This is a genomic window from Geomonas edaphica (genome assembly GCF_004917075.1).
Classification (GTDB): Bacteria; Desulfobacterota; Desulfuromonadia; order Geobacterales; family Geobacteraceae; genus Geomonas; species Geomonas edaphica.
In genome coordinates, this window is the sequence record NZ_SSYB01000004.1 from 417,707 (window position 1) to 442,271 (window position 24,565).

Annotated in this window: 31 protein-coding genes; all 31 read right to left on the reverse strand. The window is 63.4% G+C overall.

The annotated features are described in order from the left end of the window. The 31 genes from flhB to E8K79_RS12740 all read right to left on the reverse strand — a co-directional run bounded on the left by flhB (position 1) and on the right by E8K79_RS12740 (position 24,564). Positions 1-1,059: a flagellar biosynthesis protein FlhB gene (gene flhB, locus E8K79_RS12595; RefSeq protein ID WP_136515048.1), complete on the reverse strand. Its 1,059-nt coding sequence runs from the start codon at positions 1,057-1,059 to the stop codon at positions 1-3. 9 nt (positions 1,060-1,068) lie between these two features. After that, positions 1,069-1,854: a flagellar biosynthetic protein FliR gene (fliR, locus tag E8K79_RS12600; RefSeq protein WP_136515049.1), complete on the reverse strand. Its 786-nt coding sequence runs from the start codon at positions 1,852-1,854 to the stop codon at positions 1,069-1,071. Further along, a complete protein-coding gene (gene fliQ / locus E8K79_RS12605; protein ID WP_129124837.1) occupies positions 1,855-2,124 on the reverse strand; it encodes a flagellar biosynthesis protein FliQ in 270 nt (89 codons plus the stop codon). 10 nt (positions 2,125-2,134) lie between these two features. After that, positions 2,135-2,893: a flagellar type III secretion system pore protein FliP gene (fliP, locus tag E8K79_RS12610; RefSeq protein ID WP_281276074.1), complete on the reverse strand. Its 759-nt coding sequence runs from the start codon at positions 2,891-2,893 to the stop codon at positions 2,135-2,137. Further along, positions 2,890-3,357: a flagellar biosynthetic protein FliO gene (gene fliO / locus E8K79_RS12615; protein ID WP_136515050.1), complete on the reverse strand. Its 468-nt coding sequence runs from the start codon at positions 3,355-3,357 to the stop codon at positions 2,890-2,892. The genes fliP and fliO overlap by 4 nt, the downstream gene beginning before the upstream one ends. Further along, positions 3,354-3,659 (reverse strand): flagellar motor switch protein FliN, encoded by a 306-nt coding sequence (fliN, locus tag E8K79_RS12620; RefSeq protein ID WP_135869210.1) that lies wholly within the window; start codon positions 3,657-3,659, stop codon positions 3,354-3,356. The genes fliO and fliN overlap by 4 nt, the downstream gene beginning before the upstream one ends. After that, on the reverse strand, positions 3,656-4,633 hold the full coding sequence (fliM, locus tag E8K79_RS12625) for a flagellar motor switch protein FliM (RefSeq protein ID WP_135869209.1): 978 nt from the start codon (positions 4,631-4,633) through the stop codon (positions 3,656-3,658). Before fliM ends, fliN begins: the two co-directional genes overlap by 4 nt. A gap of 12 nt (positions 4,634-4,645) precedes the next feature. Beyond that, positions 4,646-4,780: a hypothetical protein gene (locus E8K79_RS21600; RefSeq protein WP_281276075.1), complete on the reverse strand. Its 135-nt coding sequence runs from the start codon at positions 4,778-4,780 to the stop codon at positions 4,646-4,648. A gap of 10 nt (positions 4,781-4,790) precedes the next feature. Then, positions 4,791-5,321 carry a flagellar basal body-associated FliL family protein gene (locus E8K79_RS12630; RefSeq protein ID WP_136515051.1) on the reverse strand — a complete coding sequence of 177 codons (531 nt, stop codon included), beginning with the start codon at positions 5,319-5,321 and terminating at the stop codon, positions 4,791-4,793. 453 nt (positions 5,322-5,774) lie between these two features. Beyond that, positions 5,775-6,659, reverse strand: coding sequence for a flagellar hook-basal body protein (locus tag E8K79_RS12635; RefSeq protein ID WP_136515052.1), 885 nt, complete (start codon positions 6,657-6,659; stop codon positions 5,775-5,777). Between the two features lie 97 nt (positions 6,660-6,756). Next, the gene (locus tag E8K79_RS12640; protein ID WP_135869206.1) at positions 6,757-7,149 is read right to left on the reverse strand and encodes a TIGR02530 family flagellar biosynthesis protein; all 393 of its coding nucleotides are present in this window, start codon (positions 7,147-7,149) and stop codon (positions 6,757-6,759) included. Position 7,150: 1 nt separating this feature from the next. Beyond that, complete coding sequence (locus tag E8K79_RS12645; protein ID WP_136515053.1) at positions 7,151-7,816, reverse strand: flagellar hook assembly protein FlgD; 666 nt, start codon at positions 7,814-7,816, stop codon at positions 7,151-7,153. A 13-nt stretch (positions 7,817-7,829) separates the two neighbouring features. Continuing rightward, complete coding sequence (locus tag E8K79_RS12650; protein WP_136515054.1) at positions 7,830-9,845, reverse strand: flagellar hook-length control protein FliK; 2,016 nt, start codon at positions 9,843-9,845, stop codon at positions 7,830-7,832. 89 nt (positions 9,846-9,934) lie between these two features. After that, a complete protein-coding gene (locus E8K79_RS12655; RefSeq protein WP_136515055.1) occupies positions 9,935-10,435 on the reverse strand; it encodes a MotE family protein in 501 nt (166 codons plus the stop codon). Further along, positions 10,432-10,872 carry a flagellar export protein FliJ gene (fliJ, locus tag E8K79_RS12660; RefSeq protein ID WP_136515056.1) on the reverse strand — a complete coding sequence of 147 codons (441 nt, stop codon included), beginning with the start codon at positions 10,870-10,872 and terminating at the stop codon, positions 10,432-10,434. The genes E8K79_RS12655 and fliJ overlap by 4 nt, the downstream gene beginning before the upstream one ends. A gap of 179 nt (positions 10,873-11,051) precedes the next feature. After that, positions 11,052-12,359: a flagellar protein export ATPase FliI gene (gene fliI, locus E8K79_RS12665; protein WP_246043817.1), complete on the reverse strand. Its 1,308-nt coding sequence runs from the start codon at positions 12,357-12,359 to the stop codon at positions 11,052-11,054. Continuing rightward, entirely contained in the window at positions 12,349-13,059 is a 711-nt protein-coding gene (locus E8K79_RS12670; protein WP_136515058.1) for a FliH/SctL family protein, read from the reverse strand. The genes fliI and E8K79_RS12670 overlap by 11 nt, the downstream gene beginning before the upstream one ends. Next, positions 13,046-14,038, reverse strand: a complete 993-nt coding sequence (gene fliG, locus E8K79_RS12675) for a flagellar motor switch protein FliG (RefSeq protein ID WP_135869199.1) — start codon at positions 14,036-14,038, stop codon at positions 13,046-13,048. The genes E8K79_RS12670 and fliG overlap by 14 nt, the downstream gene beginning before the upstream one ends. A 29-nt stretch (positions 14,039-14,067) precedes the next feature. Next, positions 14,068-15,642 carry a flagellar basal-body MS-ring/collar protein FliF gene (gene fliF / locus E8K79_RS12680; protein WP_136515059.1) on the reverse strand — a complete coding sequence of 525 codons (1,575 nt, stop codon included), beginning with the start codon at positions 15,640-15,642 and terminating at the stop codon, positions 14,068-14,070. Positions 15,643-15,663: 21 nt separating this feature from the next. Continuing rightward, positions 15,664-15,969 (reverse strand): flagellar hook-basal body complex protein FliE, encoded by a 306-nt coding sequence (gene fliE, locus E8K79_RS12685; RefSeq protein WP_136515549.1) that lies wholly within the window; start codon positions 15,967-15,969, stop codon positions 15,664-15,666. 20 nt (positions 15,970-15,989) lie between these two features. After that, a complete protein-coding gene (flgC, locus tag E8K79_RS12690; protein WP_135869197.1) occupies positions 15,990-16,427 on the reverse strand; it encodes a flagellar basal body rod protein FlgC in 438 nt (145 codons plus the stop codon). Next, complete coding sequence (gene flgB, locus E8K79_RS12695; RefSeq protein WP_136515060.1) at positions 16,427-16,846, reverse strand: flagellar basal body rod protein FlgB; 420 nt, start codon at positions 16,844-16,846, stop codon at positions 16,427-16,429. Before flgB ends, flgC begins: the two co-directional genes overlap by 1 nt. Positions 16,847-16,959: 113 nt before the next feature. Then, positions 16,960-18,996 carry a tetratricopeptide repeat protein gene (locus tag E8K79_RS12700; RefSeq protein ID WP_246043818.1) on the reverse strand — a complete coding sequence of 679 codons (2,037 nt, stop codon included), beginning with the start codon at positions 18,994-18,996 and terminating at the stop codon, positions 16,960-16,962. 226 nt (positions 18,997-19,222) lie between these two features. Beyond that, entirely contained in the window at positions 19,223-20,224 is a 1,002-nt protein-coding gene (locus E8K79_RS12705; RefSeq protein ID WP_136515062.1) for a response regulator, read from the reverse strand. Positions 20,225-20,236: 12 nt separating this feature from the next. After that, positions 20,237-20,746, reverse strand: a complete 510-nt coding sequence (locus tag E8K79_RS12710) for a chemotaxis protein CheX (protein ID WP_407925344.1) — start codon at positions 20,744-20,746, stop codon at positions 20,237-20,239. Next, complete coding sequence (locus E8K79_RS12715) at positions 20,743-21,105, reverse strand: response regulator (protein ID WP_129124856.1); 363 nt, start codon at positions 21,103-21,105, stop codon at positions 20,743-20,745. Before E8K79_RS12715 ends, E8K79_RS12710 begins: the two co-directional genes overlap by 4 nt. 127 nt (positions 21,106-21,232) lie before the next feature. Then, a complete protein-coding gene (locus E8K79_RS12720; protein WP_136515063.1) occupies positions 21,233-22,279 on the reverse strand; it encodes a sensor histidine kinase in 1,047 nt (348 codons plus the stop codon). A gap of 387 nt (positions 22,280-22,666) precedes the next feature. After that, entirely contained in the window at positions 22,667-23,053 is a 387-nt protein-coding gene (locus E8K79_RS12725; RefSeq protein WP_136515064.1) for a rhodanese-like domain-containing protein, read from the reverse strand. Positions 23,054-23,078: 25 nt separating this feature from the next. Further along, entirely contained in the window at positions 23,079-23,909 is an 831-nt protein-coding gene (locus E8K79_RS12730; RefSeq protein WP_135869190.1) for an MBL fold metallo-hydrolase, read from the reverse strand. Then, positions 23,906-24,118: a YgaP family membrane protein gene (locus tag E8K79_RS12735; RefSeq protein ID WP_129124860.1), complete on the reverse strand. Its 213-nt coding sequence runs from the start codon at positions 24,116-24,118 to the stop codon at positions 23,906-23,908. Before E8K79_RS12735 ends, E8K79_RS12730 begins: the two co-directional genes overlap by 4 nt. A gap of 17 nt (positions 24,119-24,135) precedes the next feature. Continuing rightward, the gene (locus E8K79_RS12740) at positions 24,136-24,564 is read right to left on the reverse strand and encodes a C-GCAxxG-C-C family protein (RefSeq protein ID WP_198419818.1); all 429 of its coding nucleotides are present in this window, start codon (positions 24,562-24,564) and stop codon (positions 24,136-24,138) included. Position 24,565 lies beyond the last annotated feature (1 nt).

Here is a 24,565-nt window from a genome sequence, read left to right on the forward strand (position 1 = left end):
TCACCTCTTCTTCAAACTGTAAACGTAGGCCAAGATCTCGGCTACCGCGGCGTAGAGCCCCTCCGGGATCTCGCCCCCCTCGTCCACTTGGGCATGGAGCTCGCGGGCTAGGAAGCGGTTTTCCACCAGGGTCACTCCGTTCTCCCGCGCCACGATCTTGATCTGCAGCGCCATCTCGTCGACCCCCTTGAAGATCACCATCGGGGCGGACATCTTGAAGCGGTCGTACTTGAGCGCGACGGCGTAGTGGGTCGGGTTGGTGACCACGACGTCCGCGGTCGGCACGATCTGGCGCATGCGGCGGCGCGCCATCTGGAAGGCCTTCTGGCGCTGCTTCCCCTTGATGGCCGGGTCCCCCTCCGTGTTCTTGTGCTCGTCCTTCACCTCCTGTTTGGTCATCATCAGGTTCTCTGTGAAGCGCCACTTCACGAAGGCAAGGTCGAGGACCGCGAGGAGTATCAGCACGCCGCAGGTGTGCAGCACGATCTTGAAGGCAAGGTGCCCTATGAACAGCAGGATCCCCTGCAGGTCCTGGTCCACCAGGAAGACGATCCCCTCCATCTCTTCGGCGAGGATCTTGTAGGCCATGTACCCCACGATCGCCATCTTCATGAAGGACTTGGCCACCTCGAAGACCGAGTCCTTGTTGAAGAGCCTCGACACCCCCTGCACCGGGTTCAGGCGCCCCAGGTCGAACTTCAGCTTCTCCGAGCTCAGGTTGATCCCACCCTGGCCGATCTCCACCGCCATCCCCGCAATGAGGCAGACCAGCATGAACGGGGCGACCATGATGGCCAGGTTGCCGAACTCCTTCATCATCAGGTGATGCACCCCGCCGGTGGTCACCTCGATGGTGGCAAGCCCGCCGAAGATGTCCCTCATGGTCCCCTGCAGCGTCTTCAGGATGAGCCCCGAGCTCGCGTAGAGACCGATCATGGCCGCGATGAGGGTGAAGGCCGAGGTCATCTCGCGGCTGCGCGCGACCTGTCCCTTGCTCTTAGCGTCAGAGATCTTCTTGCTTGTCGGCTTCTCTGTTTTGGAGTGTTTGTCGTCGGACATGGGAGGGCCTTAGGCGAGTAGCCTGAAGAGCGTGCGCATCTGGTCCGTGAAGTTGGCGAAGCTTCCCTGCAGCACCCTGAGGAAGATGGGGAGGGAGATGCCGAGGAGGAGGAAACCGATACCAATGTTTAGCGGCATGCTCACCATGAAGACGTTCATGGCCGGGAAGCTCCTGGCCACGATGCCAAGCGCCACGGTCGTCGCCAAAAGGGCCACCGAGACCGGCGCCGCGAGCTTGATCGCGATGACGAAGACCCCGGTGCTCGCCTGGCTCATGAACTTCAAAAGCCCCCCGCTCACGTGCCAGGCCCCGAGCGGGATCACCTGGTAACTCTCCACCATCGCCTTTATGAAGAAGTGGTGCACGCCGAGCGAGAGGAAGATGAGGGTGGTGAGCGCTCCCTGGAAGATCGCCATGGTCGGGACGTTGTTCTGGGTGGTCGGGTCGAACTGTGCGGCGATGGAGATCCCCATCTGGGTCCCCACCAGCTGGCCGCAGAGCTCCACCGCGGCGAAGACGAACTGCGACATCGCCCCGAGGGTGAGCCCGATGAGCGCTTCCTGCACCACCAGGAGGATGAGGGAGATGGAGTCGTTCGCCGCGGTCATCGCCTGCGGCCGGATGATCGGGAAGATGAGCAGGGTCAGGGCGAAGATGAGCACCGCCTTGACCCGGTTCGGTACCACGCGGGCGCCGAAGATCGGGATCGCCATGAAGAGCCCCGACACCCGGGCAAGGACGAGGCCGAAGGGGATCAGGTCGGCCAGGGTGCTTAAGGGGAGGGAGCCGAACACCTAGTGCCTCATGTTGGCGATCATGCCGTAGATCTCGCGCGTGAAGTCGCTCATGTACATCATCATCCAGGGGAAGAAGACGACCATGGCGACCATGACGGCGATGATCTTGGGAGCGAAGGCGAGTGTCGCCTCGTTGATGGAGGTTACCGCCTGGAAGATACTGACGAGAAGGCCCACGACGAGGGCGCAGATGAGAAGCGGCGCCGAGAGGAGGATCACCGCCTCGAAGCTCCGCCTGCCGAGTTGCACTACCATTTCCGGGGTCATTACTAACTCCTTATCCGAAGCTCTTCACCAGCGATCCGATCACGAGCCCCCAGCCGTCCACCAGCACGAAGAGGAGGATCTTGAAGGGGAGCGAGATCATCACCGGCGGCAGCATCATCATACCCATCGACATGAGCACCGAGGCGACCACCATGTCCAGCACGAGGAACGGGATGAAGATGAGGAATCCGATCTGGAACGCGGTCTTCAGCTCGCTCACCATGTAGGCCGGGATCAGGGTCATGGTCGGGATGTCGTCGGCGTTACGGGGCCTCGGGAGCTTGGATAGGCTGATGAAGAGCGCCAGGTCCTTCTCGCGCACCTGGGAGAGCATGAACTTCCTAAGCGGCGCCACGCCGCGCTTGAGGGCTTCCTCCTGGGTGATCGTGTTCGCCTTGTAGGGCTGCAGCGCCTGGGTGTTCACCTGCTGCCAGACCGGCGCCATCACGAAGAAGGTGAGAAACAGCGACAGCCCGACGATGATCTGGTTCGAGGGGGCCTGCTGCGTCCCGAGCGCCGAACGGAGAAAGGAGAGCACCACGACGATGCGGGTGAAGGAGGTGGTCATCATCAGGAGGCTTGGCGCCAACGAGATGACCGTCATCATGAAGAAGATCTGCAGCACCACGGAGACGTCGCCGGGCTTGCTCACCTTGCCGACCCCGACGCTTACCGTGGGGAGGGAGAGGGGCTCGGCACCCGCAGTCGCGACCAGAACGAGGGAGAGGGCCGCCAGAAGAACAACCCCGAGGATCTTGTCAGCTTTCACGCACATCCACCGCTTTTCCTTAACTGTGCGAGCGGCGCCTCCCTGCGCGGGAGCACACCCTTGAGCGCCGCCAGCTTGTCCTTGAGCCGGTCCGGTACGACCAGCCCGCCGACGCCTTCGGGGACCACCTCGATCTCCTCCAGCATCTCCACCTGCTTGATCAGGGTGACCCCCTCGCCGCTGTTACTGAGGAGCAGGTACTCTCCCCCCACCTCCACCAGCATGAGCGACTTCTTAGGCGCCAGGTGCTTCGTCTCCACCACCCGGATGTAGCCGCCCCGGTTCCCCTGCGGCATCTTCAGCAGGCGCCCGGCTAGGTAATAGAGGATCAGGATGATCCCGATCACGAGCATGAGCGATCCCGCCATCTGAGCCATGCTCCCCACCAGGTCGGGCCCGCCTTCGGCGTGCGCCGCCCCGGGGAGGGCGAAAAAGAGGGCGGTTACTGCGGCAAGCGTTCTCATAGCACCTTGTCCACCCTTTCGTTCGGGCTCACGATATCGAGGAGCCGGATGCCGAACTTGTCGTTCACCACCACCGCCTCGCCGCGCGCCACGAGCTTCGAGTTCACGAAGACGTCCAGCGGTTCGCCGGCAAGCTTCGTGAGCTCCACCACCGACCCCTGGTTCAGCTGCAAAACGTCGCGCACGAGGAGCTTGGTGCGCCCGAGCTCGACGGTCAGCTGCAGCGGGATATCCATGATGAAGTCCAGGTTCTTCACCTGCGGGACTTCCTTTTGTTCGTCCAAAGCGAGTTTTTCGCTCAATCCTCACCTCCAGTCAGGGTACGCGTGATCTGTACCGCCTTGTTGCCGCCGCTTACCCCGGCAATTCCCATAAACTTCTTGGTCCCCCCCACCTTCACCACGAGCTCATCCTTGCCGCTTGTGTCGAGCATGACCACGTCACCCGCCGTAAGGCCGGTAAGGTCGGCGAGCGATATGGTCGCCCCACCCATCTCGACCGAGATGTCCATCGGCGCCCCCATGAGTTCCTCCGAGAGGCGGTAGGACCAGAGCGGGTCCACCACCATCATGTCCATCTGCACCCCGCGCTTCAGCTTGTCGCGGATCGGCTCGATGGTCAGGAAAGGGATGGCGAGGATCATGTTCCCCACCGTCTCCTCGATCTGGATCTTCATGCTCATGGTGACCACCTGGTATTCGGGGGGGACGATGTTCACCAGGCGCGGGTTCATCTCTAGGCGCAACAGGTTCATGCTCGCCGGGCAAAGCGGCGCCCAGGCGCGCTCCAGGTCGGCCAGCGCATCCTTGACGATCTTCTCGACGAGGCGGAGCTCGATCGAGGTGAACAGGCGGTTCATCCCCTGCCCGGACGGAACACCGGAGCCACCCAGGATGCTGTCCACGATGGTGAAGACCAGGGTGCTGTCGAAGGCGATGAGGGCGGCACCCTTCAGGGGGTCCATCTTGTAGATCGCCATACAGACCGGCGAAGGAAGCACGCTCAGGAAATCCCCGAACTTGTAGGGGACCGCCTCCTCCTTCTTGATGTCCACCATCCGCCCGAGCCGGTTCGACATGGTGACCCGGTTGTAGCGGATGAAACCGTCGTAGACGATGTCAAGGTTCGGGATGGCGCGATGAGCCTCGATGTCGAGCAGGTCGAACTGCTCCGCCTGAGGCCCTTCCTTGGCGAGCTCGTTCTCCGGGACCAGGGTCCCGTCGAAAACGGCCGCCACGAGGGCGTCAATCTCTTCCTTGGTGAGGAGTTTTTCCATCGATGGCACCTTTTACTGCACCACGTATTCGGTGCGGCGAACCCGCGCGGTCTTTTCCGAGTGGAGCTCGCGCTCGAGGACCAGGGTCCCGCTGAACACGGCCGCCACGAGGGCGTCGATCTCTGCCTTGGTGAGGATTTTTTCCATCGAGAGCCCCCTACTGCACAACGAAGTCGGTGAAGTAGACCTTGGTTATCTTGCTGGGCGGCACCACCTTGGAAACGGCGGCGAGGATCTGTTCGCGCAGCTGGTTTTTACCCTGCAGGTCCTGGATCTCCTGCATGGTTTTCGTGGTCAGGAGGATGAGGATGGCGTCCCGAAGCGGTGCGAGCTTTGCGTCAAGCTCGGCCTTGGCCTGAGGGTTGGCCATCTCGAACTCCACCTTGATCTTCAGGTAGCGCAGTTCCTGACCGTCGTAGATGTTGACGATGAAGGGCTCCAGGGGATAGATGGTGCCACCGACGGCAGCCCCACCCTCGCCCCCTTCCTTGGCCGGTGCTCCATGCTCCCCACCTTCCGCCTTCGCCTCGACCTTTGCGCCTTCGGGAGCTTTCTCCTTCTTGCTTCCTCCCATGAAAAAGGCGGCCGCCCCGCCGATGGCGAGGACCGCCACCACGGCGCCGATGATGATGAAGAGCTTCTTGTTGTTCTTTTCTGGGGTCTCTGGGGCCTTTGCCGGTTCGGCCATGCTGGGTTCTCCTTTTAAACAGCGAGAGCTGGTGTATTCGGTTTGAACACCCTTGCAACCGAGATGCCAGATCCGCGAAGCCGCGCCTGTTATGACGGCACGGGCGCCGGGCGGCACCGGCTGAACGCCTTGCAAACCCTTATGTTACGGCGCGTTGCACCATATCACTATGTATCGTGATGTGCCGGGGAATGAGCCCCCCCTATGCGGCGGCCGGAACCGGGTCAACTTTTTGACCGGCACGCAGTTGCTCCAGGCTACCGGTGCGGCGCACGCGACGCAGGGAGCGCATTTCCCGCGGCATGCGGGATACGGGAGCGGAAACGAAGGGGATGGAGCGCGGAAAGAGCGGGCGCGCGTGAGCGGGACGCGGGTGTCAGAGCTACGACGTCGGGGGCGGCTTTGACGCGGGGAAGGATTGGGGGCGCGGCTTGCGCCGCGCCCCCGGTTTCGCTAGCGGATCAGCTGCAGGACTTCCTGCGTCATCTGGTCCGTGGTGGTGATGGTCTTGGAGTTGGCGGAGTAGGCCCTCTGCGTGATGATCATCTTGACGAACTCGCTCGCCATGTCGACGTTGCTCTGTTCGAGGCTGTTCGAGAGGATCTTCTCGCTCACGCCGTTGGCCTTGTTGGAGGCGAGTGAGAAAGCGGTGGTCGGAACGCCGGCGTCGGTGCTCGCCTGGTAGAGCGAGCCCCCCATCTTGGTGAGGGCGGTCGGATCGGAAGCGGTGACCAGGGCAAGGCGCTGCACGGTGGCCGCGTTCGCGACGGTCGCAGGGACACCGACCGCCCCGGAGGTGTTGTAGTAGTTCTGGGTGATGCCGTCGGTCGCGAGGTAGGTGATGAGCCCCGAGTTGTCGACGCTGATGATCTTGCCGAAGTCGGTGGTCGGTGCGGTGCCGGAGTTCACGAACTTGATCGGGTTACCCTGGGTGTCGAGCACCTGGTAGCCGTCCGGGTTCACCAGGGTCAGGTTGTTGTCCACCTGGAAGGCGCCGGCGCGGGAGAGAAAAGCGGAATTCTGGGTGCCGATGGGGAAGGTCGCGGTCGGCGGTGCCAGCGCGAAGAAGCTGTTCCCCTGGATGGAGAGGTCGGTTACGTTCTCCGAGGTCTGGGTGGAGCCTTGGCTGAACATGTTCTGCACTACCTGCATCTGCACGCCTTTACCGATCTGGGAGCCCCCGCCTACGTTCTGGGAGAGCATATCGGAGAAGAGGGTCCTTGCCCCCTTGAAGCCTACGGTGTTGACGTTGGAGATGTTGTTGCCGATAACGTTCATCGCTTCGCCGTTCTGGATGAGACCGGTAACGCCGGTAAACAGTGCGGAAGTAACGCTCATTTTTTTGCCTCCTTGGGCTTAGGTTGTGGGACCCCTCTGTCGGTCGGTGTCCCGCGGGCTTTCCTTCTGGAGGGCCAGCCCGTTTCGTTTGTCGTGTTTAGAAAAATACTGCCGAGTCGATGTTGGTGAAAACGTTTCCTTTCATCCCCTGACGATCCATGGCGGTGACCACTGTCCGGTTTTTGACGCTTACCACGAGGGCCGCGTCCCCCATCAGGATCAGGGACTCCCTGCCGCCTTTTTGCGCAACGCTGTCCACCGCCCCTTCCAACTGCTTCATGTCGGCGTCGGAGAGGGTGATACCGCGGGATTTCAGGCGCTCCTGGGCGTGCTGCGACAGCTTTACCGGCTGACCCGGGAGTTTCTGGTCCAGGACCTGGGCGAACGCTGTGCCGCTGCCGGTTCCCTTGGCGGCGGGCTTGTTCCCGTTCGCGTTGGGCTTTACCGGTGCCTGGATCGGTTGGGGAAAGAGGATGCTGTTGTCGATCATCCTAGGCCCCCTCGGCTACCGAAGTGACATCCGTAAGGTTCAGCTTGAGCGATCCGACGGAGAGTACCGGTGTGGCTCCGGACATGTCCACGCCGTTCACCCTGCCGCGCACCAGCCCCGTGCTGGTGACCGTGTTGCCGGTTGCATCCTTTGCCGAGACGTTGAAGCTGTAGGCACCCGGGGTGAGCGTCGCGCCGGAGCTGTCGGTGCCGTCCCAGCTCACGTTGTTGTTCCCGATGCCCTGCGACCCGCCGTCGATGGTCTTCACCACCTTGCCGTTGGCGTCGAGGATCGAGACGGTGACCGTCGTGGCGCTCCTTGCCAGGTTGTAGTTGACCGCGGAAGCGCTCCCGGAGCTGAGTTCCACCTGCGAACCGGCTGCCTCCACCTCCTTGCCGATCAGGGATACCGCCGCGAGGGTTCCCGCGTTGTTCCCCTGGGACAAGAGGCTCTGGAGGTTCGTGTTGGTGTTGTAGGCCTGCTCGACCTGGGTCAGCTGGGCCAGCTGGGAGATGAACTGCGTGCCGTCCTGCGGATTCAGGGGATCCTGGTTCTGCAGCTGGGTCACGAACAACTTCAGGAAGTCGTCCTTGTTCATCCCGGTTGCCTGTTTCATGGCGGCCGCCGCCTGCGAGGTACTTGCCGCCGATGTTGCATCGGTAATCATGCCTTCCTCCTTTTTAGAATCTCACGTCGAGCAGGCTGTTGACCTCGGCAGTCAGATAATTGACTCGCGGTGCATCCTGGCCGTCGTACCCTGCACCCCTGGCGAACCTTTGGGGCTGCTGCTGTTTCTGGTTCCCTCTCTCCTCGTTGAGCGGGCCGTTGAAGCCGCCACCGCCGGTGGAGACGTTGAAACCGTCCATGGTGAGATTCTTGCCGGAAAGGGCCTCCTTGAGGGAGTCGAGGTTGCCAAGGAGCAGGTCCTTGACCATCCGGTTGTCGGCCTGGATCTCGACGTTCAGCCTGTTGTTCTCCATGCGGACCTGGATCTTCAACTCGCCCAGTTCACCCGGGTTCAGCCGGATGCTCATCTGGCCGTTCCCCTTGCCGTCATGGGTCACCACCCCTTCCTTTACCTGCGCCAGTATACTCTCGTGCAGCGGGGTCCTTGCCTGCGCCTGTTTCGCTTCGACAGGCACCGTGTCGGCGGCGTTACCCTGCGCCACTACCCCGGCGCCGAGCATGTGCCCGTTTTGCTGCTCTCCTTTTTGCTGCGTCCCGCCGCCATGGCCTTCCGAAGCCTCACGAAGCGCACCCGTTTCCGGGGTCAGTTTGCTTGCCGCGGGTGTTGCACGTCCGGTGCCGGAAACCTCTTCGCCGGAGTTCTTCGCCGCGCCGGCCTGCAAAGCCTGCTCAGCGCCGCGCCCTTCCTTGCCTGCGGGGGACTCGCCGTGGCGCATCTCCCTGTGCTGCGGGGCCTTCCCAGTCGCGGGATCGGCGTCGGCGGAAGCCTGGGTCGTTTGCTGATCCGCGCCGGCAACGTTCTCCATCTTGCCCTCGCCGGAGGCCACCTTGACCTCGACCGCTGCCTGCTTTGCCGTCGTTTCCCGGGTCGCGCCGTCAACGGCGCTGGAGGTTTCCTTAGTAGCCGTGGCAGCGTCCCCCTGTGTCGGGGCCGTCGCCTCGGTTGCCGTGTCGTCGGTAACAGCAGTTGTCGCCACCTTCGCGTTCTCCGCCGTCTGCCCGGAGAGGTCGCGTACCGGCATGGCGACAAACCGCCCCTCCCCTTGCTGCCGCGCGGAGAGACGCTCTGCCGCTGCCGTCTGATCGGCAACGACGGATGTTTTGGCCGCCTCGGGAAGCTCCTTAGGCTGCGCCACCTTCCCGGACGCCTCCTCCTGCGCCTGGGGCTCCTCGACCTGCGCCCTTTCTGTGGCGCCCGTCGGAGTGATAACCTTTGCTCCCCGCTCCTCACGGGTAAGCTGCGCCGCCTCGGCCTTCTGGCCTGTTTCGGCTCCGGTTGCCGCGCCCGCAAGGGGCCGGTCTCCCGTTTTTTCCTGCTTAGCTTCCAGTTCAACTTCCGGCTTCGCGGCCTGTGCCGCCTCGGGCTCCCCGGCCTGGGGACCTTTTGCCTCGACGTCAGGCTGCTGCAGCCGCTGCTGCAGGGCTTCCAGTATGGAGAGCGCCTGAGCGCCCGCCTCGTCGGCGTTGCCCACACCTTTGTTTTGCTCCTGGTGTGACGCCACTTGCGCCATCGCCACGACCAGTCCCGGGTTAGGGTCCGGGTTGAGCCCCGCCGGGACGTTTTCCTGCGCCGACCGCACCAGGTCGGCAGAGTTAGTGTCCTGCGCGGGTGTTACCGCTTCCTCCGGGGCTCCTGCCTTTTCGGAAGGCGCCTTGCCCGCAGGCTCTGCGGTGGCCGCGGTCGCTTCCCGCACCGCGCCGTCGGAGGTATCCTGCGCCGGGCGTTGCCTTGCCGCAACCGTAGCCCCCGGCTGTGCCTCTTGGGAGACCGCTCCCTTGCGGGGGGCGGCTTGCGACGCCGCTTCGGCCTTCGCACCGGTTTCCTTCGCGGATTTGCTTTCCGCCGCCGGTTGCTTCGCCTCCGCTTTGTCCTTGGTTGAGGCCTGCGCCTGTTTCCCCTGTAGCATCTGCTGGAAGCCTACTGCACCTGAAGGTGCCGCGGGTGCTGCCGTCCCAGCCGGAGCCGCCGGGAAGGCGTCTGGAATAAATGCTGCGTTTTGAATCATCATCTCGTATCACCTCCTTTTTGTTTGGCATTACGGCGGTATTCACCGCCGGTCGAATCCGCCCTGACGAGCGGTTCATTCAGTATCTTCGCCTACTTGCCGGCGAGGTTCAGCCTGGTCCATTCAAGGACCCGCGGCTGGCTGATGAAGGGGATGAGCTTGACGGCGGTCTTTTGATCCATCTGGTTCAGCATCTGGATCACCATCTTCTCGTTCAGTTTGTTGAGCAGGTTACCCGCATCCTCCGGCTTCAACCCCTTGTAGATCTTGATCATTTTCTTGTAGCGCTCGTCGTCCTGCTTGTTCTTCGCGGTGAGCGACTCCTCAAGCCCCTTCTTGGCCGCGTTCAGTTCTGCGACCCGGGCGTCGAGCTTGGCGGAGAGGCGGTTCAGCTCGGCCTCCTTCGCGTTCAGCGCCGCTTCCTTCTGTGCCAGCTGCTGCCGTTTCGCCTCGAGTGCCGCGGCCTCGGTGGAAGCCGCGGAGCGGGGAGCGTTCTTCACCTCGGCCGCCTGCACCGATGGCCCTTCCCCACCACCGCTTAAAAGCGGCAGCGCGACGAGCGCGACGGCGGCGGTCCGTAACACCCCTTTCACTTACGCCCCCTCCCCTGGACCGCGATCTCGTCCAGGAAGGCGCGTTCCCGGTTCTGCTGTTCCATCCTCAGGTCCCGCATCTTCTTCTCCTTGAAAACCTCAAGGGCCTTCTTTTCCTTCGCCGCGGCCAAAAGGGCCTCGCGCTTTTCCTGCACCGCCTTCTCGAGAACCACCAGGCTCTCCCGCAACTGCAGGATTTCCTGGCTCTTGCGTCTGGAGAAGTCACCGTATAGCTGCAGGTCCTTCGCCTCGATGCCGTTCATCTGGCGCTCGGCGCATTCCTTTTCCCGCTGCTCCATCATGGCCTTTTCGTTTTTCAGCCGATCCCTGGCGTTCTCGTGCTGCTGCTTCGCCGCAGCGAGTTCCAACTGGTGCATCTTCTCCACTTCCTTGCGGAACTTGAGCACCTGTTCGAGTCTGAATTCCTGTCCTGCCATGGTCTTTCCTCCCACCTCCGCCAAGGCTACCCACCTTCGCCAAGGCTACGGTGGGCAAGCGCCGCGGGGTGTGTTCAGCCCACCCATTTGGCGTTCAACTATTTCCTGAGACTGCTGAGGGCAGCGTGTCAAAATCCCGGCACGCGGCCGGGGCCGCAGAGCATGCTGCATAAAGCGTGCTACTCAAAGATCCTCGCGAGCGCCTCGATCGATTCCTCGAAATTCACCTCGTCGGCCACGTCCTGCTTCAGATACGCGACCATCCGGTCCATCCTCGCCACCGCCGTGTCGATCTTCGGGTTGCTCCCCGCCTTGTAGGCGCCGATGTTGATCATGTCCTCGGCCTGCCGATAGGTCGCCAGGGTCTCCTTGAACTGCCCGGCAAGCGCCCGGTGTTCCCTCGTGGTCACATCGCTCATGACACGGCTCGCGCTGTTTAAGAGGTCGATCGGTGGGTAGATGTTGCGAGCGGCAAGCTCGCGGGTGAGGATGATGTGCCCGTCGAGGATACTGCGCATCGCGTCGGAGATCGGCTCGTTGAAGTCGTCCCCCTCGACGAGGACGGTGTATAGGCCGGTGATGCTACCCCCCTGGAAGTTGCCGGTCCGCTCCAGAAGCCTCGGGAGCGCGGCGAAGACGCTCGGGGTGTACCCCTTGGTGGTCGGGGGCTCGCCGATGGCAAGACCCACCTCGCGCATCGCCATGGCGAAACGGGTGGCGGAGTCCATCATGAGGAGCACCTTCTTCCCCTGCGCCTGGAAATACTCGGCGATGGTGGTCGCTATGTAGGCGCCGCGCATGCGCACCAGGGGCGGCTGATCGCTCGTTGCCACCACGACCACCGATTTTCTGAGCCCCTCCGCCTGCAGGTCCTTCTCGATGAACTCGCGCAGCTCGCGGCCGCGCTCGCCGATCAGGGCGATCACGTTGACGTCCGCCTCGGTGTAGCGGGCGATCATGCCGAGAAGGGTCGACTTGCCGACGCCGGAGCCCGCCATGATGCCGACCCTCTGCCCCTCGCCACAGGTCAAAAGGCCGTTGATGGCGCGGATGCCGAGGTTCAAGGGCTTCCTGATCGGGCGGCGCTTCATCGGGTTCACCGGCAGTGCGTAGATCGGGTACTCGTCCACCGTCTCGATGGGCCCCTTGTCGTCGATGGGGTCGCCGAGACCGTCGATGACCCGCCCCAGAAGGGCAGGTCCCACCCCCAGGGCCGCCTTCTCGCGCCGGACCGAGATGACGCTGCCAAGCCCCACCCCCCTCAGCTCGCCAAGCGGCATGAGCAGGGTCTTGTTCTCGCGGAAGCCGACCACCTCGGCGGGAATCGGCACGTGCCCCTCGGAGTGCACCTCGCAGACGCTGCCGACCGCGGTCTCCGGGCAAAACCCCTCGATCACGAGCCCCACCACCTGGGTCACCTTTCCGTTGAAGCGCACCGGCTTGGCCGCCTCGACCACCGGTAGGTAGCGTGCAAGATCAATCCCCACCGTTTTCATCCTCCCGCCGCGCGTTTCTCTCCTCGGAAAGCCGGCGCATGATCTCCTCGAGCTGGGCGTCGAAGCCGGCGTCTATGTTGCCGCGCACCGTCTCCACCACGCACGCGGCGGGGCCAAGCGTCGGGTCCTCACGCAGGACTATCTTCTTGCGGTCCCGGGTGAGTGCCTGGAACTGGGGCGAGTAGGCCACCACCTGGTACTCCTCCGGATTCAGCCGGACCACGATCTCCCCCTCGTCGGCGGCAAGCTCCACCGCGCCGTGCACGAGGTTCGCGATCAGCCCCGGATCGATGGTGAGCTCACGCATCATCACCTTGCGGGCGATCATCGCCGAGAGCTTCAGGAGGTCCTCCTCCGCCTCGTGCATGAGCTGGCCGCGCACCGCACCGGTGGCGAGGAGGGCCTGGGCCATCGCCTCGCTCACCTTGGCAAGATCCTCCTCGGCCTGCTGCTTCCCCTTCTTCATCCCTTCCGCGTGCGCCTGCTGGATCCTCCTGAGCGCATCCTCCTCGGGGACCATGACGGGGGGAACCTCCGGTTCCTCTTCCTTGGCCGGCAGCGGCTCCTCGCCGGCCAGGGAAACCTGGCGGAACACGTCCTGCCCCGGGGGGGGGACCAGCTCGTTGCCGAGCGGCTCCAGGATGAAGGTCTGGGACTCGAGCCCCTTCCTGATGATCTTAGACGAGGACATCTTCCGCCCCGCGTCCGGCGATGACCACCTTCCCTTCCTCCTCCATCTTCCGGACGATCTTGATGATCTCGCTCTGCGCCTTCTCCACGTCGGAGAGGCGTACCGGCCCCATGACCTCCAGGTCCTCCTTGATCATCTCCGCCGCACGGCTGGAGATGTTGCGGAATATCTTGTCCTTCACCTCGTCCGGCGAAGTCTTCATGGCGAGGGTCAGGGTATCGTTGGAGACCTCGCGCATGATGGACTGGATGGCGCGATCGTCCAGCTTGAAAATGTCCTCGAAGGTGAAGAGGTGCTTCCTGATCACCTCGGCCAGAGGCGGGTTCATGGTATCGAGTTTGTCCAGGATCTTCTTCTCGCGGCTTCTGTCGAGATGCGCGAACATGTCGACCACCTTCTCGACGCCCCCCACCTTGAAGCGCTGCACGCCGCCCAGGGCGGTCAGCTCCACCCGGATCACCTCGTCGATCTCGGCGAGGATCTCGGGGGAGACCTGGTCGACCTCGGCGATCCTGATCACCACCTCGGCCTGCAGCTCCTGCGGCAGGAGCGAGATGATCTCGCTGGTCTGCTTAGGTTTCAGCTTGGCGAGCACCACGGCGATGGTCTGCGGGTGCTCCTGGGAAAAGAAGTTCGCGATGGTGCGGGGGTCCATGGTGGAGAGGAGGTCGGCCATGTCGCCGATGCCGGAGGTGCGGATCTCCTGCAACAGGGTCTCGGCGCGCAAGGGGCCGAGCGCCTTCTCGAGGATCTTCTTGACGAACTCCTCCCCCTGGGAGAAGAAGCCGGTCTCGGGGTTCGTGATGTCGGTGAACTCCTCCACCACCGACGCGATCTCCTCGCGCGGCACGTGGCCAAGTTTCGACATGCTCTGGCTGATCCTCTTTATGTCGCCGTCGTCCATGTGGCCGAAGACCTTGGCGGTCGCCTCGGGGCCCAGATATAAAAGGAGTATGGCGGCCTTTTCGGCTCCGGTCATGCTGCACCTCTAGGGGTCGTGGATTTCATCTAGTCCTTGCGCGTCAGCCAGTTCTGCAGGATCTGGGCGGCCTGGTAGGGGTCCTGCTTGACCTTCTCCACCAGCTCGATCTGGGTGACCCGCATCTTCTCCTGGGCAAGCTTCTGCATCTCGAGCATGTGCGCCTGCTCGGCGTCGTCCTGGATCGGCATGAAGGAGGAAGCGGGCTTCTTCTCCACCTTGAGCGTCTTCAGAAGCGGGCGGATCACGAACAGGATCAGGGCGAGGAAACCGAGCCCGATCAGGCCGTTTTTGATCAGGGCCTGCACGATGGGGGCGTCGTACCACTGGGGTTTCTCACCCGCGCCCTCGCCGGTCTCCTGGAAGGGGATGTTGGCCACGGTCACCTGGTCGCCGCGCTCGGCGTTGAAGCCGACCGCGCTCTTCACCAGCGCCTCGATCTTCTGCATCTCGTCCGGGGTGCGCGGTTGGTATTTCGGGGTCGCCCCGGGCTTGGCGCCGACGGGGAGGTCGTACTTGCCGTCCACCAGCACGGCGATCGACACCTTGGAAAGCGCCCCCACCGGCTCGATGATGCGGGCCGTGGAGCGGCTCACTTCGTAGTTAAGGGTCTCGTCCGTCTTGGAACCGCCGCCGCTTTGCCCCGCGGCGCCCGGCGCGGTGCGCCCGAGGTTGGTCTGCGCTCCCGGGACGCCGCTCGCGGTGGTGGTCGTGCCCCCCTTCTCCTCGCTTCTCTGCTCGCTTCTGACCGCTGCGGACTCGGGGTCGTAGCGCTCCTCGTACTTCTCGACCTGCTTGAAGTCGAAGGACGCGGTGACGCGGGCCACGCACTTGCCGGAGCCGACTACGCGGTCCAGAAGGCTCTGCAGCTTGTCTTCCTGGGTCTTCTCGAAGTTCCTCTGGGTTTCCTGGCGCGATCCGGTCAGCTTGCTGGCGGGGTCGGAGGCGGTGTTGCCGGAGAGCATCTTACCGCGGCTGTCCAGAACGGTCACCTGCTCGGGGTCCATCCCCTCTATGGAGGAGGCGACCAGGTGCACGATCCCCTGCACCTCGGCATCCCTGAGGCCGCGGTTCGACTTCATCTTAAGCACGACCGAGGCGGTGGCCGGTTTCTCGGCGTCCTTGAAGAGCGTCTTCTCCGGGATGGCGAGGTGCACGCGGGCCGACTCGACCCCGGCGATCTGGGCGATGGTGCGCGAGAGCTCACCCTGCAGGGCGCGCTGGTAGTTGAGCTTCTGCACGAACTCGGTCATGCCGAAGTTCTTGCGGTCGAAGATCTCGTACCCTACCCCGCCTCCCTGGGGGAGTCCATCGCTCGCCATGGAGAGCCTCAGGTCGTAGACCTTGTCCGAGGGGACCATGATCGCCTTGCCGTCGTCGGTGATCTGGTACGGCACCTTCTGCTCTTTCAATTTTTTGACGATCTCGCCGGCATCCTCGCTCGTCAGGTTGGCGAAGAGCGGACGGTAGTCCGTCTTGTTCGCCACGGTGATGAGCGCCGCGAACGCGAGGAGCGAGACGAGCGCCACCCCCCCGACGACGAGCCGCTTCCCGGTCGACAGAGCGAGAAAAGGTTCCAACAATTTTTTAAGCCCTTCCGGCATGGTGTCTCCAAGTTATGCAGGTTATACCGGCATCCTCATGATCTCCTGGTACGCCTCGACCGCCTTGTTGCGCACCTGCGTCAGGAGCTGGAAGGAGATGTTCGCCTTTTCCACCGCGAGCATGACCTCGTGCAGCCCTTTCCCCTCGCCGGTCGCCATCGCCTGGATCGACTTATCGGCGGTCGCCTGCTGCTCGTTCACCTTGGAAACCATCTCATCGAGGAACGTGCCGAAGCCGACGGTGGGGTTGGCCTGGGTGGCCTGCGCCTCTTTGGCGGGAAACGCCTGCGAGAGGCCGTCTACCTTGGTGAGTGCCGAAATTTCCATTGCCATTGATTACCTCCTCGCTAGCGCAGCAGATCGAGCGTCTTAAGAGCCATGCTCTTCGCCGCGTTGGTCGCGGTGATGTTCGCCTCGTAGCTGCGGCTTGCGGTGATCATGTCCGCCATCTCCTCGACGACGTTGATGTTGGGATAAGCCACGTACCCGTTCGGGTCCGCGTCCGGGTGCCCCGGCTCGTACTGCAGCCTCGGGGGGCGCTGGTCCTCGTTTACCTGGGTCACCTGGACGCTGCGGGCGTCGTTGGCACGGGAGAGTGCTGCGCCGAAGGAGCCGGCCTCCTTGAGCGGAGTGGCGGTGAAGACCGCGTCCTTGCGCCGATACGGGCCACCTTCCGCGGTCCTGGTGGAATTGACGTTGGCCAGGTTGGAGGAGATGAGGTTCATCCTGGTGCGTTCGGCGGCCAGGGCCGAGGCACTGATGTCCATCGAGGTGAAAAAGTCCATTATAAGGTACCCCTTATCGCCTGCTTCAACTCATCGAACTTCTTGCCGAGGAGCTGCACACTGGCGTTGTACATGATCTGGTTCTCGGCCAGACGCCCCATCTCGGTCTCCATCTCTACACCGTTGCCGTCCGGGCCCGTGGTGCGCGTGTCGACCTCGACCACGTCCCCTTGTACCCTCTCAAGCGACGCGGCGCGCCCCTTGAGCGGGATGTGGCGCGGGTTGGTGACCCCGCTCTCCTTCGCCCCTCCCTTGAGGGCGCTCTTCAACTGGCTCTCGAAAGAGACGTCGGTGGGCGTATAGCCGGGGGTTTCCACGTTGGCGAGGTTCGACGAGATCATCGTCTGCCGTTTAGCCCTGAGGTCCAGGGTCTTCCCCAGAAGTTCAACGGTCGTCCCGAAAATTCCTTGTACAGGCATGTGCTTCCTCCTTGTCGCCAAGCTGCAGCAGCAAAAGCCGTACCAGCGCGACAGGTCTGTGTTATCGGCAGCTTGCACGCGCCGACAACGACAAAGTCATATTTCTGACAGCGTCAGGGAAGTTCTCCGGCGATCTTCATGCGCCAGTTGAGGTCGTTCAACGCCTCGCCGGCCAGCTTGCCCCAGGTCCCGCCCATGCCGGTCGCTTTCTCCCAGCTCGCCTTCGCCTCGCGCACCGCCCCGAGCTTTAACTGCAGCTCCCCGGCCTTGAACAGGAACTGACCCACCATTTCCCCGCCGGCGACGCTGGCGCCAACCTGGCAGGCCGCGAGGGCGTGCGGGTAGTCCTTCACCTCGGCGAGCTCGACGGCGAGGTTGTAGTAGGCGTCCGGGAGAAGGGGATTGCCGCTTTTCGCGCCCGTCGTGAAACGGATGAGACTGCGCACCGCGCCGCCGTGGTCTTTGGCGGCCTGCAGCGCCTTGCCGAGGTAGTACTCGCTGTCGGGGAGAGAGGCCTTGGCCTTTGGCGCCTTCAGGAAGGCTAACTGCGCCGCCGCCCCGGGGAGGTCCCCCTTCTCGAAGGCGAGCCGCCCGAGCTGCTCCCGCACCTTACCGAGATTGGGGTCGCGCGGGTAGCGTCCGAGGAAGCCGCGCGCGGTCGACTCGGCCAGCGGCGCGTTCCCTAAAACGACCGCGTCGTCCACCATGCGCGAAAGCATGAAGGGGGCGCTCGAAGCCGCCCAGTTCTTTCCGTCAAGGTAGTTGAAGAGCTCCAGCTCCTGCGCCGTCTTCCCGGTCTTCTCGAAGGCCTGGGAGAGCCGCGGCGCGAAGCCGGCGTCGCCGAAGCAGCGGGAGAGGTACTCGCGGTTGTCCATGGCGAGGTGCACGAGCGCGTCGTCGTTGCCGGCCGCGGCGGCCTCCTGGTAGACGGGGAACAGGATCTCCTCGCGCATCTTGCTGAGGACGGTGGAGAAGATGCCGCGGGGGTAGCGCCGGTTGTAGGTCACCGCCGCTTCGAGCGCATCCTTCGGGGGGGCGTAGAGCGCCAGCAGCAGCGACATCTTGAAGAGCGCCTCGTCACGGGAGGAGGGGTCCCCGGGCTCACCGTAGATGGCCTGGTACTTGGTGAGGAGCTGCCGGTACCGGTCGCGTGAGATTGAGAAGAGCGCCCGGTCGGCAAGCTTTAAGCGCGCCCTACCCGCGGCGGCGCTCCCATGCGCGTACATAACGACGCTGCGGTACATGGCGAGCGCCGCCTCCTTCTGTCCGTTGCGTTCGATCAGGTCGGCGAGCCGGTTCAAAAGTTCGGCCTGGTACGGAGTGCCGATGTAGCGGTCCATCAGGTGCAGCAGCATCCTCCTCGCACCGGGGAAGTCGCCGGTGCGTGCTAGAGCGTCGGAGTAGGGCTGCATGAGCTCGGGCGCCTGGTTCAGGTACCCGGGCCAGAGGGCTTCGGCATTGCGGAAGGAGGCAAGCGCCTCCTGGTGCCGTCCAAGCTTCTCGTATGCCTCGCCCAAGCGGAAAGAGGCGAGCGCCTTCACGCGGTCCCCCTTCTTGTCGAACATGGCGAAGACGTTAACCGCTTCCTCGGCGCGGTCCCGGTACAGGAGGCTTTCCCCCTGCTGGAACAAAAGCGCCTCCCCCTCGGGGAGGAGTTCTTTCAGAAGTTTCCCGTCCGTCGGGGAGAAGGGAACCCCGCCCGGCTCGGCATCGAAATCGCGCACGAAGCGTTCGGTGCCGGAGAGAATCGGCTCGCGCCCCGGTGCTATGTCCACCGGATTCACGCGCTTCATCGCCGGCCCAATGTCAATGGAAAGGACGCTCGGGTTGGCGCAGGAGACCGCCTGCGCCGTGGCATCGGCCACGCGCATCGGGACCGAGACGTTCAGTACGCCGCGCGTCTCGGAGGCGTTGACCCCGGCGATGAGACGGTCGTTCAGGTTGCGCAGCTTTTTGAAGCTCGGGGCGTCGGCATCGCGCACCTCGAGCCGGACCCGCCCGGGGAGGACGCGCAGCGTGTAATCCGGTGGAGAGAGGAAAGAGAGGCTGACCCTGGTGAACCCTTGGTGGGGATATACGGCGATGCGCAGCAGTCGATTTTGCTGCTGTGCGAAGGCGCCCGTCGGGAGCGCGCAGGCGAAGAGCGTCATGACGAGCCCCAGGAGGAGCCACGGTCTGGTTTTGCGCGGGAAGCGGATCATAGGAGAAGTGCATGGCAAAAGGCATGCCGTAGCAGTGCGCGACGCACCGACACGCTAAGCTGCCGATACTGCACGGTTTTATCTGGGGAGATTTTTCCGGCGGCGCCGAAAGGGGGTTCGGCGCGCCGCGCCAGTCAAAAAAACTGCGGCGGGGGATGTTTTTTTGACTCGTGTCTCAGTGCAGGAATTTCGCCACCTTCTCGGTGAGCTCGTGCGGCTCGAAGGGGGGCATCACCACACCCTTCACGCCCGCCTTGAGCGCTTTGAGGACCGCGGTCCTGGTCCATTCGTGGGCGCAAAGGAGCACGGCGCCGCCGCTTCGGTCCACGAGCGGCACCACCCGCTTGCAGATGGCGAGGTCGCGGTCGGTGATGTTTTTGAGCGAGATGAAGGCGACCCTCACCTCCCCCTGGGCGAAGAGGCCCGGCAGATCGGCCCCGAGGGGGGCATCGATGAGGTTCATGCCACTGTCGGAAAGCCCTTCCACCAACTCCCGGCGCCCGTCGTCGTCCCCGAGCACCAGGATGGAGGCCACGTGAGCCGCCTCCTCGACCGCCGCCTCAGCCTCGGGCGCGGCCGCCTCGACCGCCGCCTCTTCCGGCTGCGGATCGAACAGGTTCGCCAGCGGGTGCGGGATCAAGATGTCCACCATGTTCATCTCATGCCCCTCGATCTGCAGGGGGGCACGGTACATCAGGTATTCACCGTCCGGGAAGGGGACGTCGTCGGTGAGGGGGTCGGTCCCCGGCACGTACTTCTGCGGCGGAAGGAGCTTCAGGTGCACCTTGTCGGGGAGGTTCGGCTGGAACACCGAGTTGAAGGAGCCGATGATCTGGTTGGCGATCTCGCCGAAGGCGTCCACGTCGTCCGGTTCCTGGATGGAAAGCCTGCGTTTCTCCTGGATCCTGGGCCCCGGGATTCCGAGGAGGATGGAGCTCATCACGATGGTGTCGCCCAGCGAGAAGAGGAGGTAGAAGAAGCCCGGATACGCCTCGCGCGACTCCACCCCGACCACGTAGATCGGGTTGTCCTCGTCACCTAGGTAGCTCTTGCGGTTGGTGTTCAGGACATCGGAAGCCGCCACGGACATGGCCTGGCCTAAGAGCATGCCGCTCTCTTCGCCCGCCTGTTTCATCGCGGCATCCAGCATCGATTGTAGTTTTTCGAATCCGGCCATTGAATCTACCGCCTAGACTTCCTTCCTGAGTTTGAGCCCTACAAGGAACCGGTCACCCTCGTTGGTGAAGGGGATGATGACGCAGTCGCTGTCGGCCATCGAGTTGACCGTATAGTCCTCTCCGGAGATGACCGTCGGGATGGAGAGGTTGATGTCGAGCCCCCCCTTGGAGAGGATCTGCTTCACGTAACCGCCGAGCATGTTCGCGATCTCGCCCAGGGCATCGTTCACGTCCTCCCCCACCTCGTCCACGTCCATCCCGAGCATGTTCGAGGTGATCCTGAGTGCCAGGTGCTGCGGGCAGTGGATGGAGAGGATGCCGGTGTAGGTCCCTGCCAGGCCGACCATGCCGGTGACCGAGCAGTGAAAGGAGGTGACGGGCTCCTTCAGGGGATAGCTATCCTCAAGGGCCATCATCACCATGGTCTCGAACACCTCTTTGGTGGCGTTGATGACGTAAGTGGCCAGGTCCGCCTCCTGCAGGTGTGTCGCGGTAGCGATTTCCTGGTTGAGGGACATCATAAAAGTCCTCCGAGCTTCTCGTTTAACTGGTCTGGCGTGAACGGCTTTTTGATGCTGTCGCTGGCGCCGTTGCTGATCGCTTCCTTGAGGATGTCCTCGCCACCCTCGGTGGTGATCATGACGATCGGGGTGTTCACTCCCTTGCCCCTGACACACTTGATAAATTCGAGCCCGTCCATGTTCGGCATGTTGATATCGGACAGGATCAGGTCGATGGTTTTGCCTTCCATGGCGGAGAGCGCCTCGATGCCGTCGCCGGCCTCGTAGATGTCGTCTACCGGAAGCCCCGCCTGGCGCAGGCTGCGGGAAATGATCTTTCTCATGGTCGAGGAATCGTCCACTATCAATACGTTGCCCATGCTGTTATCCTCCTTGGCTGTTATCTATGCGCGCACACGGCGGCTTTATTTTGCTGCTGCGGTTTGGCCCGCATGGCCTTTCATTTACGGCCGATGAGTGCCTAATCGGCCGTCATCGCTGGAAACTTTAACCTTTAAATTGGCGCCTGAAGGTGGTGCGCTCCCCCTTGAGCGGCAACAAGACGGTGAAGCGGCTCCCTTTGCCGGCGGTGCTCTCGACACGGATGCTGCCGCCGTGTGCTTCGACGATCGCCTTGCTGATGGTGAGCCCCAGGCCGGTCCCCTTGAAGCCGCGGGCCGCCGAGGAGCGGAAGTACTTGTTGAAGACGCGCGGCAGCTCGTTTTCCGGGATGCCGATGCCGGTGTCGGCGACCTCCACGAGCAGGCGGTCGTCCTCGACCGTGGTGCTGACGCTGATGGTGCCGCGGCGCGGGGTGAACTTCACCGCGTTGCCGATCAGATTGGCGAAGACCCTGGCGATCTGCTTCGCGTCAAGATCGAGTGTCGGGATTCCGTCACAGAGGTCGTGCAGGAAGTAGGAACCATGCACCGCAGCCTCCTGTTCTCCGTCGCGGCAGCACCCCTCGAGGAGGGCCCGGGTGTCGGTGGGCTGGCGGTCTATCTGCAAAAGGCCCGCCTCCAGGCGGTAGGCGTCAAGGACGTCGTCGATCATGGAGAGCATCTTCGCCGCGCTCTTGTCCATCTCCTTCACGAACAGGTGCAGCGAGGGGTCCATCTTGGTGGGCATCTCCCCGATGAGCGCCTGCATGTACCCCATGATCACGGTGAGGGGCGACTTGAGGTCGTGGGTCATCATCGCCACGAACTCCTCGCGCTGGCGCTTCTCCTTCTTGTCCGCGCTGATGTCGCGCAGTTGGAAGAGTTCGCCCGGGGTGTCGCCGGGAAGCTTGGAGGAGCGGACCTGGATCACGGCGCCGTCGATGCTCACCTCCACCGGCTCGTCCTGCACGTTCTCGCTGAGCACGCGGTAGACCGGCGTCCGAAGCGGCAGCATGTCCACCCTTTTGCCGACCACCTCGGCGCGGCCGATGTGGAGGATCTCCTCCGCCCGGCGGTTCATGAGCAGCACTTTCCCGCCGGCGTCCAGGTAGACCACCCCCGAATCGATCTCCTCAAGCAGGGAAGCGTTTATGTTTTCAAGTTGCTCCTGCATGCTACCTCCACCATGGGCGTAGGCCCTGCTTGGGCTTATCGGAACCTGTCTGCATACCTTGAGCCAAAAGGACCGCAAAAGTTTACCAGAGTTTGGGGAGGAGGTTCGGCCGCCGACTGGTCCGACTGGTCCGACTGGTCCGACTGGTCCGACTGGTCCGACTGGTCGATGCTGGTAGGGGCTTGCCGACTGCGGGACAGTGCTGGCCGACGCGTGGGTGGCGTGGGTGGCGTGGCGGGTGTGGCGGGTGTGGGGTGTGGGGTGGGCTTAGCTGTGGGTGTGGCGCCGACGGCGGCTAAGGCGTAGCAGGCGACGGCGTCCCCTCCCCCGCCTGCGGACCGCAGCCTTGCGGTGACATAGGCGGGGGAGGGCCCGGGAGGGGGAAAACTACTTGCCGCCCAACTGCAGCGGCAGACCGTTCTGGTACCAGCCGACGATGCCGTCGGTCATGTTGTAGACCTCGCGGTAACCTTTGGAGGCGAGAAAGCTCGCGGCGGTGGCGGAGCGGGCGCCCACGGCGCAATACACGAGCACCGGCCGGTCACGCGGGATCTCCTGCACCCTGCGGTTCAGCTCGCCCAACGGGATCAGCACGGAACCTTTCAGGTGCGCCTGACGGAACTCGTCCGGGGTGCGCACGTCGAGCAGGAACATCTTCTTGTTCTTCGACATCACGGCCTGAGCCTGCTTCGAGGTCACGTTGGCAAGCCCTACGGCCTGGGAGAGGGAAGCTGTTAGTACGACTACGGCAATCAAAACGGCAAACAGTCTCATCAATAATCCTCACTTATAAATTCATCTATTCTGCTTCGAGCACGTACCCCACCTGCATCGGCTTGAACCCCGCCGGGAAAGCCTGGGCGAGCCGGGCCGCCGCGTGAAACCCGGTGCAGTGCCCCGGGCAGATCTTCTTCAGTCCGTACTTCTTGAGCGCCTTTATGGTCTGATCGACCTGCGGCTGGGAGGAGAAGGCCAGGTGGCACCCTCCCACGACCCCGTAGACCCGGTCCACCCCAGTCTTCTCACGGGCATGCTCGATGGTGTTGATCATCCCGGCATGGCAGCACCCGAGGAGGATCAAAAGCCCCTTGCCGGTCACGACGACGAGCGACTGGTCGTCCCGGATCTCGTCCCTCTCGCACCCCGCCTCGTCGCAGAAAAGCCCCGCGTCACCTTCCTCGAAAACGGTCCTGCGCGGCACCTCGCCGGTCAGGAAGACGCCGGGCATCACCTCGCGGAATGCGTCGCTGTAGGAGAAGACGGCCCCGAGACCGGCCAGGAATTCCTCGGAGTAGGGTACCCCCACCGAGCGGGCGGTCCCTTCGCGCACGGAGTAGCGCCGGGTGAAGATGCCGGGGTGGGCGAGGATCCTTTTCGGGCCGGCAACCTGCAGAAGCGGCCAGAGACCGCCTGCGTGGTCCCAGTGCCCGTGCGACAGCACGACCTGGTCGATCCCCTTCAGGTCGACGTTCATGCGCTGGGCATTGTGCAAAAGCGTGTGCCCCGCCCCGGTGTCGAAGAGAAGGGAGCGGTCCCCCGCCTGCACCAACGCGGCGAAACCGTGTTCGCCCAGCGTGCCGGAGAGTGCACCGGCGGTGTTGTCGCAAAGGACCTTGATGCGGCAGATCATTTACCGCACTCCCTGGGAGGGAGCTTCGGGACGCCAAGCTTGTCCAGGATGGTCATCATCGGGCACCAGTTGGTGAAACCCGACTGCAAAAGGTTGAGGCCTATGAAAGCGGTAAACCAGAGCCAGCGCGGATCGTGGTAATGGGCCAGCGCCAGGGAGATCAGGGTGAAGGTGCCGGCGATGAGTCTAAGCAGTCTGTCGATGTACATACAACCTCCTTGTCCGGTCACTTCTTCTGCAAGAGTTCCGCAACCTTGCCGGCGGTGTTGGCGGTGAATTCGACGCAGCGCTTCTTGCCGTTGGCGGTGAGGGCCTTGCAGCAGGTGACCCGGTACTGCTCCTTGAACCAGTGGTGCAACTCCTTCGTGAGCGCGGCGGAAAGCTTCCGGTCCTTGACCACGAGGCCTATGGCCATGGTCCCGCCGGCCACCGCGCCGCAGATGCATCCCGCCCCGGAGCCGCCGCCGAAACCGGAAGCCAGATGCACCAGTTCGTCCCCAGCATTGGGGAGAAATTCATTTTTCACCGAAGCGAGCACCGCCTCGGCGCAATGCATCTTGCCGGAACGGTAGAACCCTTCGGCCTCGGTGGAGACCTTTTCCGCAACGGATGCGCCTTCCACATCCTCAGCAACGTTCTTTTTAAGCCAAAACACT

Bases quoted from the DNA above. Each gene is read 5' to 3' on its own strand.
- flhB (WP_136515048.1), bottom strand. From the start codon at position 1,059: ATGTCCGACGACAAACACTCCAAAACAGAGAAGCCGACAAGCAAGAAG.
- fliQ (WP_129124837.1), bottom strand. From the start codon at position 2,124: ATGACCCCGGAAATGGTAGTGCAACTCGGCAGGCGGAGCTTCGAGGCG.
- fliO (WP_136515050.1), bottom strand. From the start codon at position 3,357: ATGAGAACGCTTGCCGCAGTAACCGCCCTCTTTTTCGCCCTCCCCGGG.
- fliM (WP_135869209.1), bottom strand. From the start codon at position 4,633: ATGGAAAAACTCCTCACCAAGGAAGAGATTGACGCCCTCGTGGCGGCC.
- E8K79_RS21600 (WP_281276075.1), bottom strand. From the start codon at position 4,780: ATGGAAAAAATCCTCACCAAGGCAGAGATCGACGCCCTCGTGGCGGCC.
- E8K79_RS12630 (WP_136515051.1), bottom strand. From the start codon at position 5,321: ATGGCCGAACCGGCAAAGGCCCCAGAGACCCCAGAAAAGAACAACAAG.
- E8K79_RS12635 (WP_136515052.1), bottom strand. From the start codon at position 6,659: ATGAGCGTTACTTCCGCACTGTTTACCGGCGTTACCGGTCTCATCCAG.
- E8K79_RS12640 (WP_135869206.1), bottom strand. From the start codon at position 7,149: ATGATCGACAACAGCATCCTCTTTCCCCAACCGATCCAGGCACCGGTA.
- E8K79_RS12645 (WP_136515053.1), bottom strand. From the start codon at position 7,816: ATGATTACCGATGCAACATCGGCGGCAAGTACCTCGCAGGCGGCGGCC.
- E8K79_RS12650 (WP_136515054.1), bottom strand. From the start codon at position 9,845: ATGATGATTCAAAACGCAGCATTTATTCCAGACGCCTTCCCGGCGGCT.
- fliJ (WP_136515056.1), bottom strand. From the start codon at position 10,872: ATGGCAGGACAGGAATTCAGACTCGAACAGGTGCTCAAGTTCCGCAAG.
- E8K79_RS12670 (WP_136515058.1), bottom strand. From the start codon at position 13,059: ATGTCCTCGTCTAAGATCATCAGGAAGGGGCTCGAGTCCCAGACCTTC.
- fliG (WP_135869199.1), bottom strand. From the start codon at position 14,038: ATGACCGGAGCCGAAAAGGCCGCCATACTCCTTTTATATCTGGGCCCC.
- fliF (WP_136515059.1), bottom strand. From the start codon at position 15,642: ATGCCGGAAGGGCTTAAAAAATTGTTGGAACCTTTTCTCGCTCTGTCG.
- fliE (WP_136515549.1), bottom strand. From the start codon at position 15,969: ATGGAAATTTCGGCACTCACCAAGGTAGACGGCCTCTCGCAGGCGTTT.
- flgC (WP_135869197.1), bottom strand. From the start codon at position 16,427: ATGGACTTTTTCACCTCGATGGACATCAGTGCCTCGGCCCTGGCCGCC.
- flgB (WP_136515060.1), bottom strand. From the start codon at position 16,846: ATGCCTGTACAAGGAATTTTCGGGACGACCGTTGAACTTCTGGGGAAG.
- E8K79_RS12700 (WP_246043818.1), bottom strand. From the start codon at position 18,996: ATGACGCTCTTCGCCTGCGCGCTCCCGACGGGCGCCTTCGCACAGCAG.
- E8K79_RS12705 (WP_136515062.1), bottom strand. From the start codon at position 20,224: ATGGCCGGATTCGAAAAACTACAATCGATGCTGGATGCCGCGATGAAA.
- E8K79_RS12710 (WP_407925344.1), bottom strand. From the start codon at position 20,746: ATGATGTCCCTCAACCAGGAAATCGCTACCGCGACACACCTGCAGGAG.
- E8K79_RS12715 (WP_129124856.1), bottom strand. From the start codon at position 21,105: ATGGGCAACGTATTGATAGTGGACGATTCCTCGACCATGAGAAAGATC.
- E8K79_RS12720 (WP_136515063.1), bottom strand. From the start codon at position 22,279: ATGCAGGAGCAACTTGAAAACATAAACGCTTCCCTGCTTGAGGAGATC.
- E8K79_RS12725 (WP_136515064.1), bottom strand. From the start codon at position 23,053: ATGAGACTGTTTGCCGTTTTGATTGCCGTAGTCGTACTAACAGCTTCC.
- E8K79_RS12730 (WP_135869190.1), bottom strand. From the start codon at position 23,909: ATGATCTGCCGCATCAAGGTCCTTTGCGACAACACCGCCGGTGCACTC.
- E8K79_RS12735 (WP_129124860.1), bottom strand. From the start codon at position 24,118: ATGTACATCGACAGACTGCTTAGACTCATCGCCGGCACCTTCACCCTG.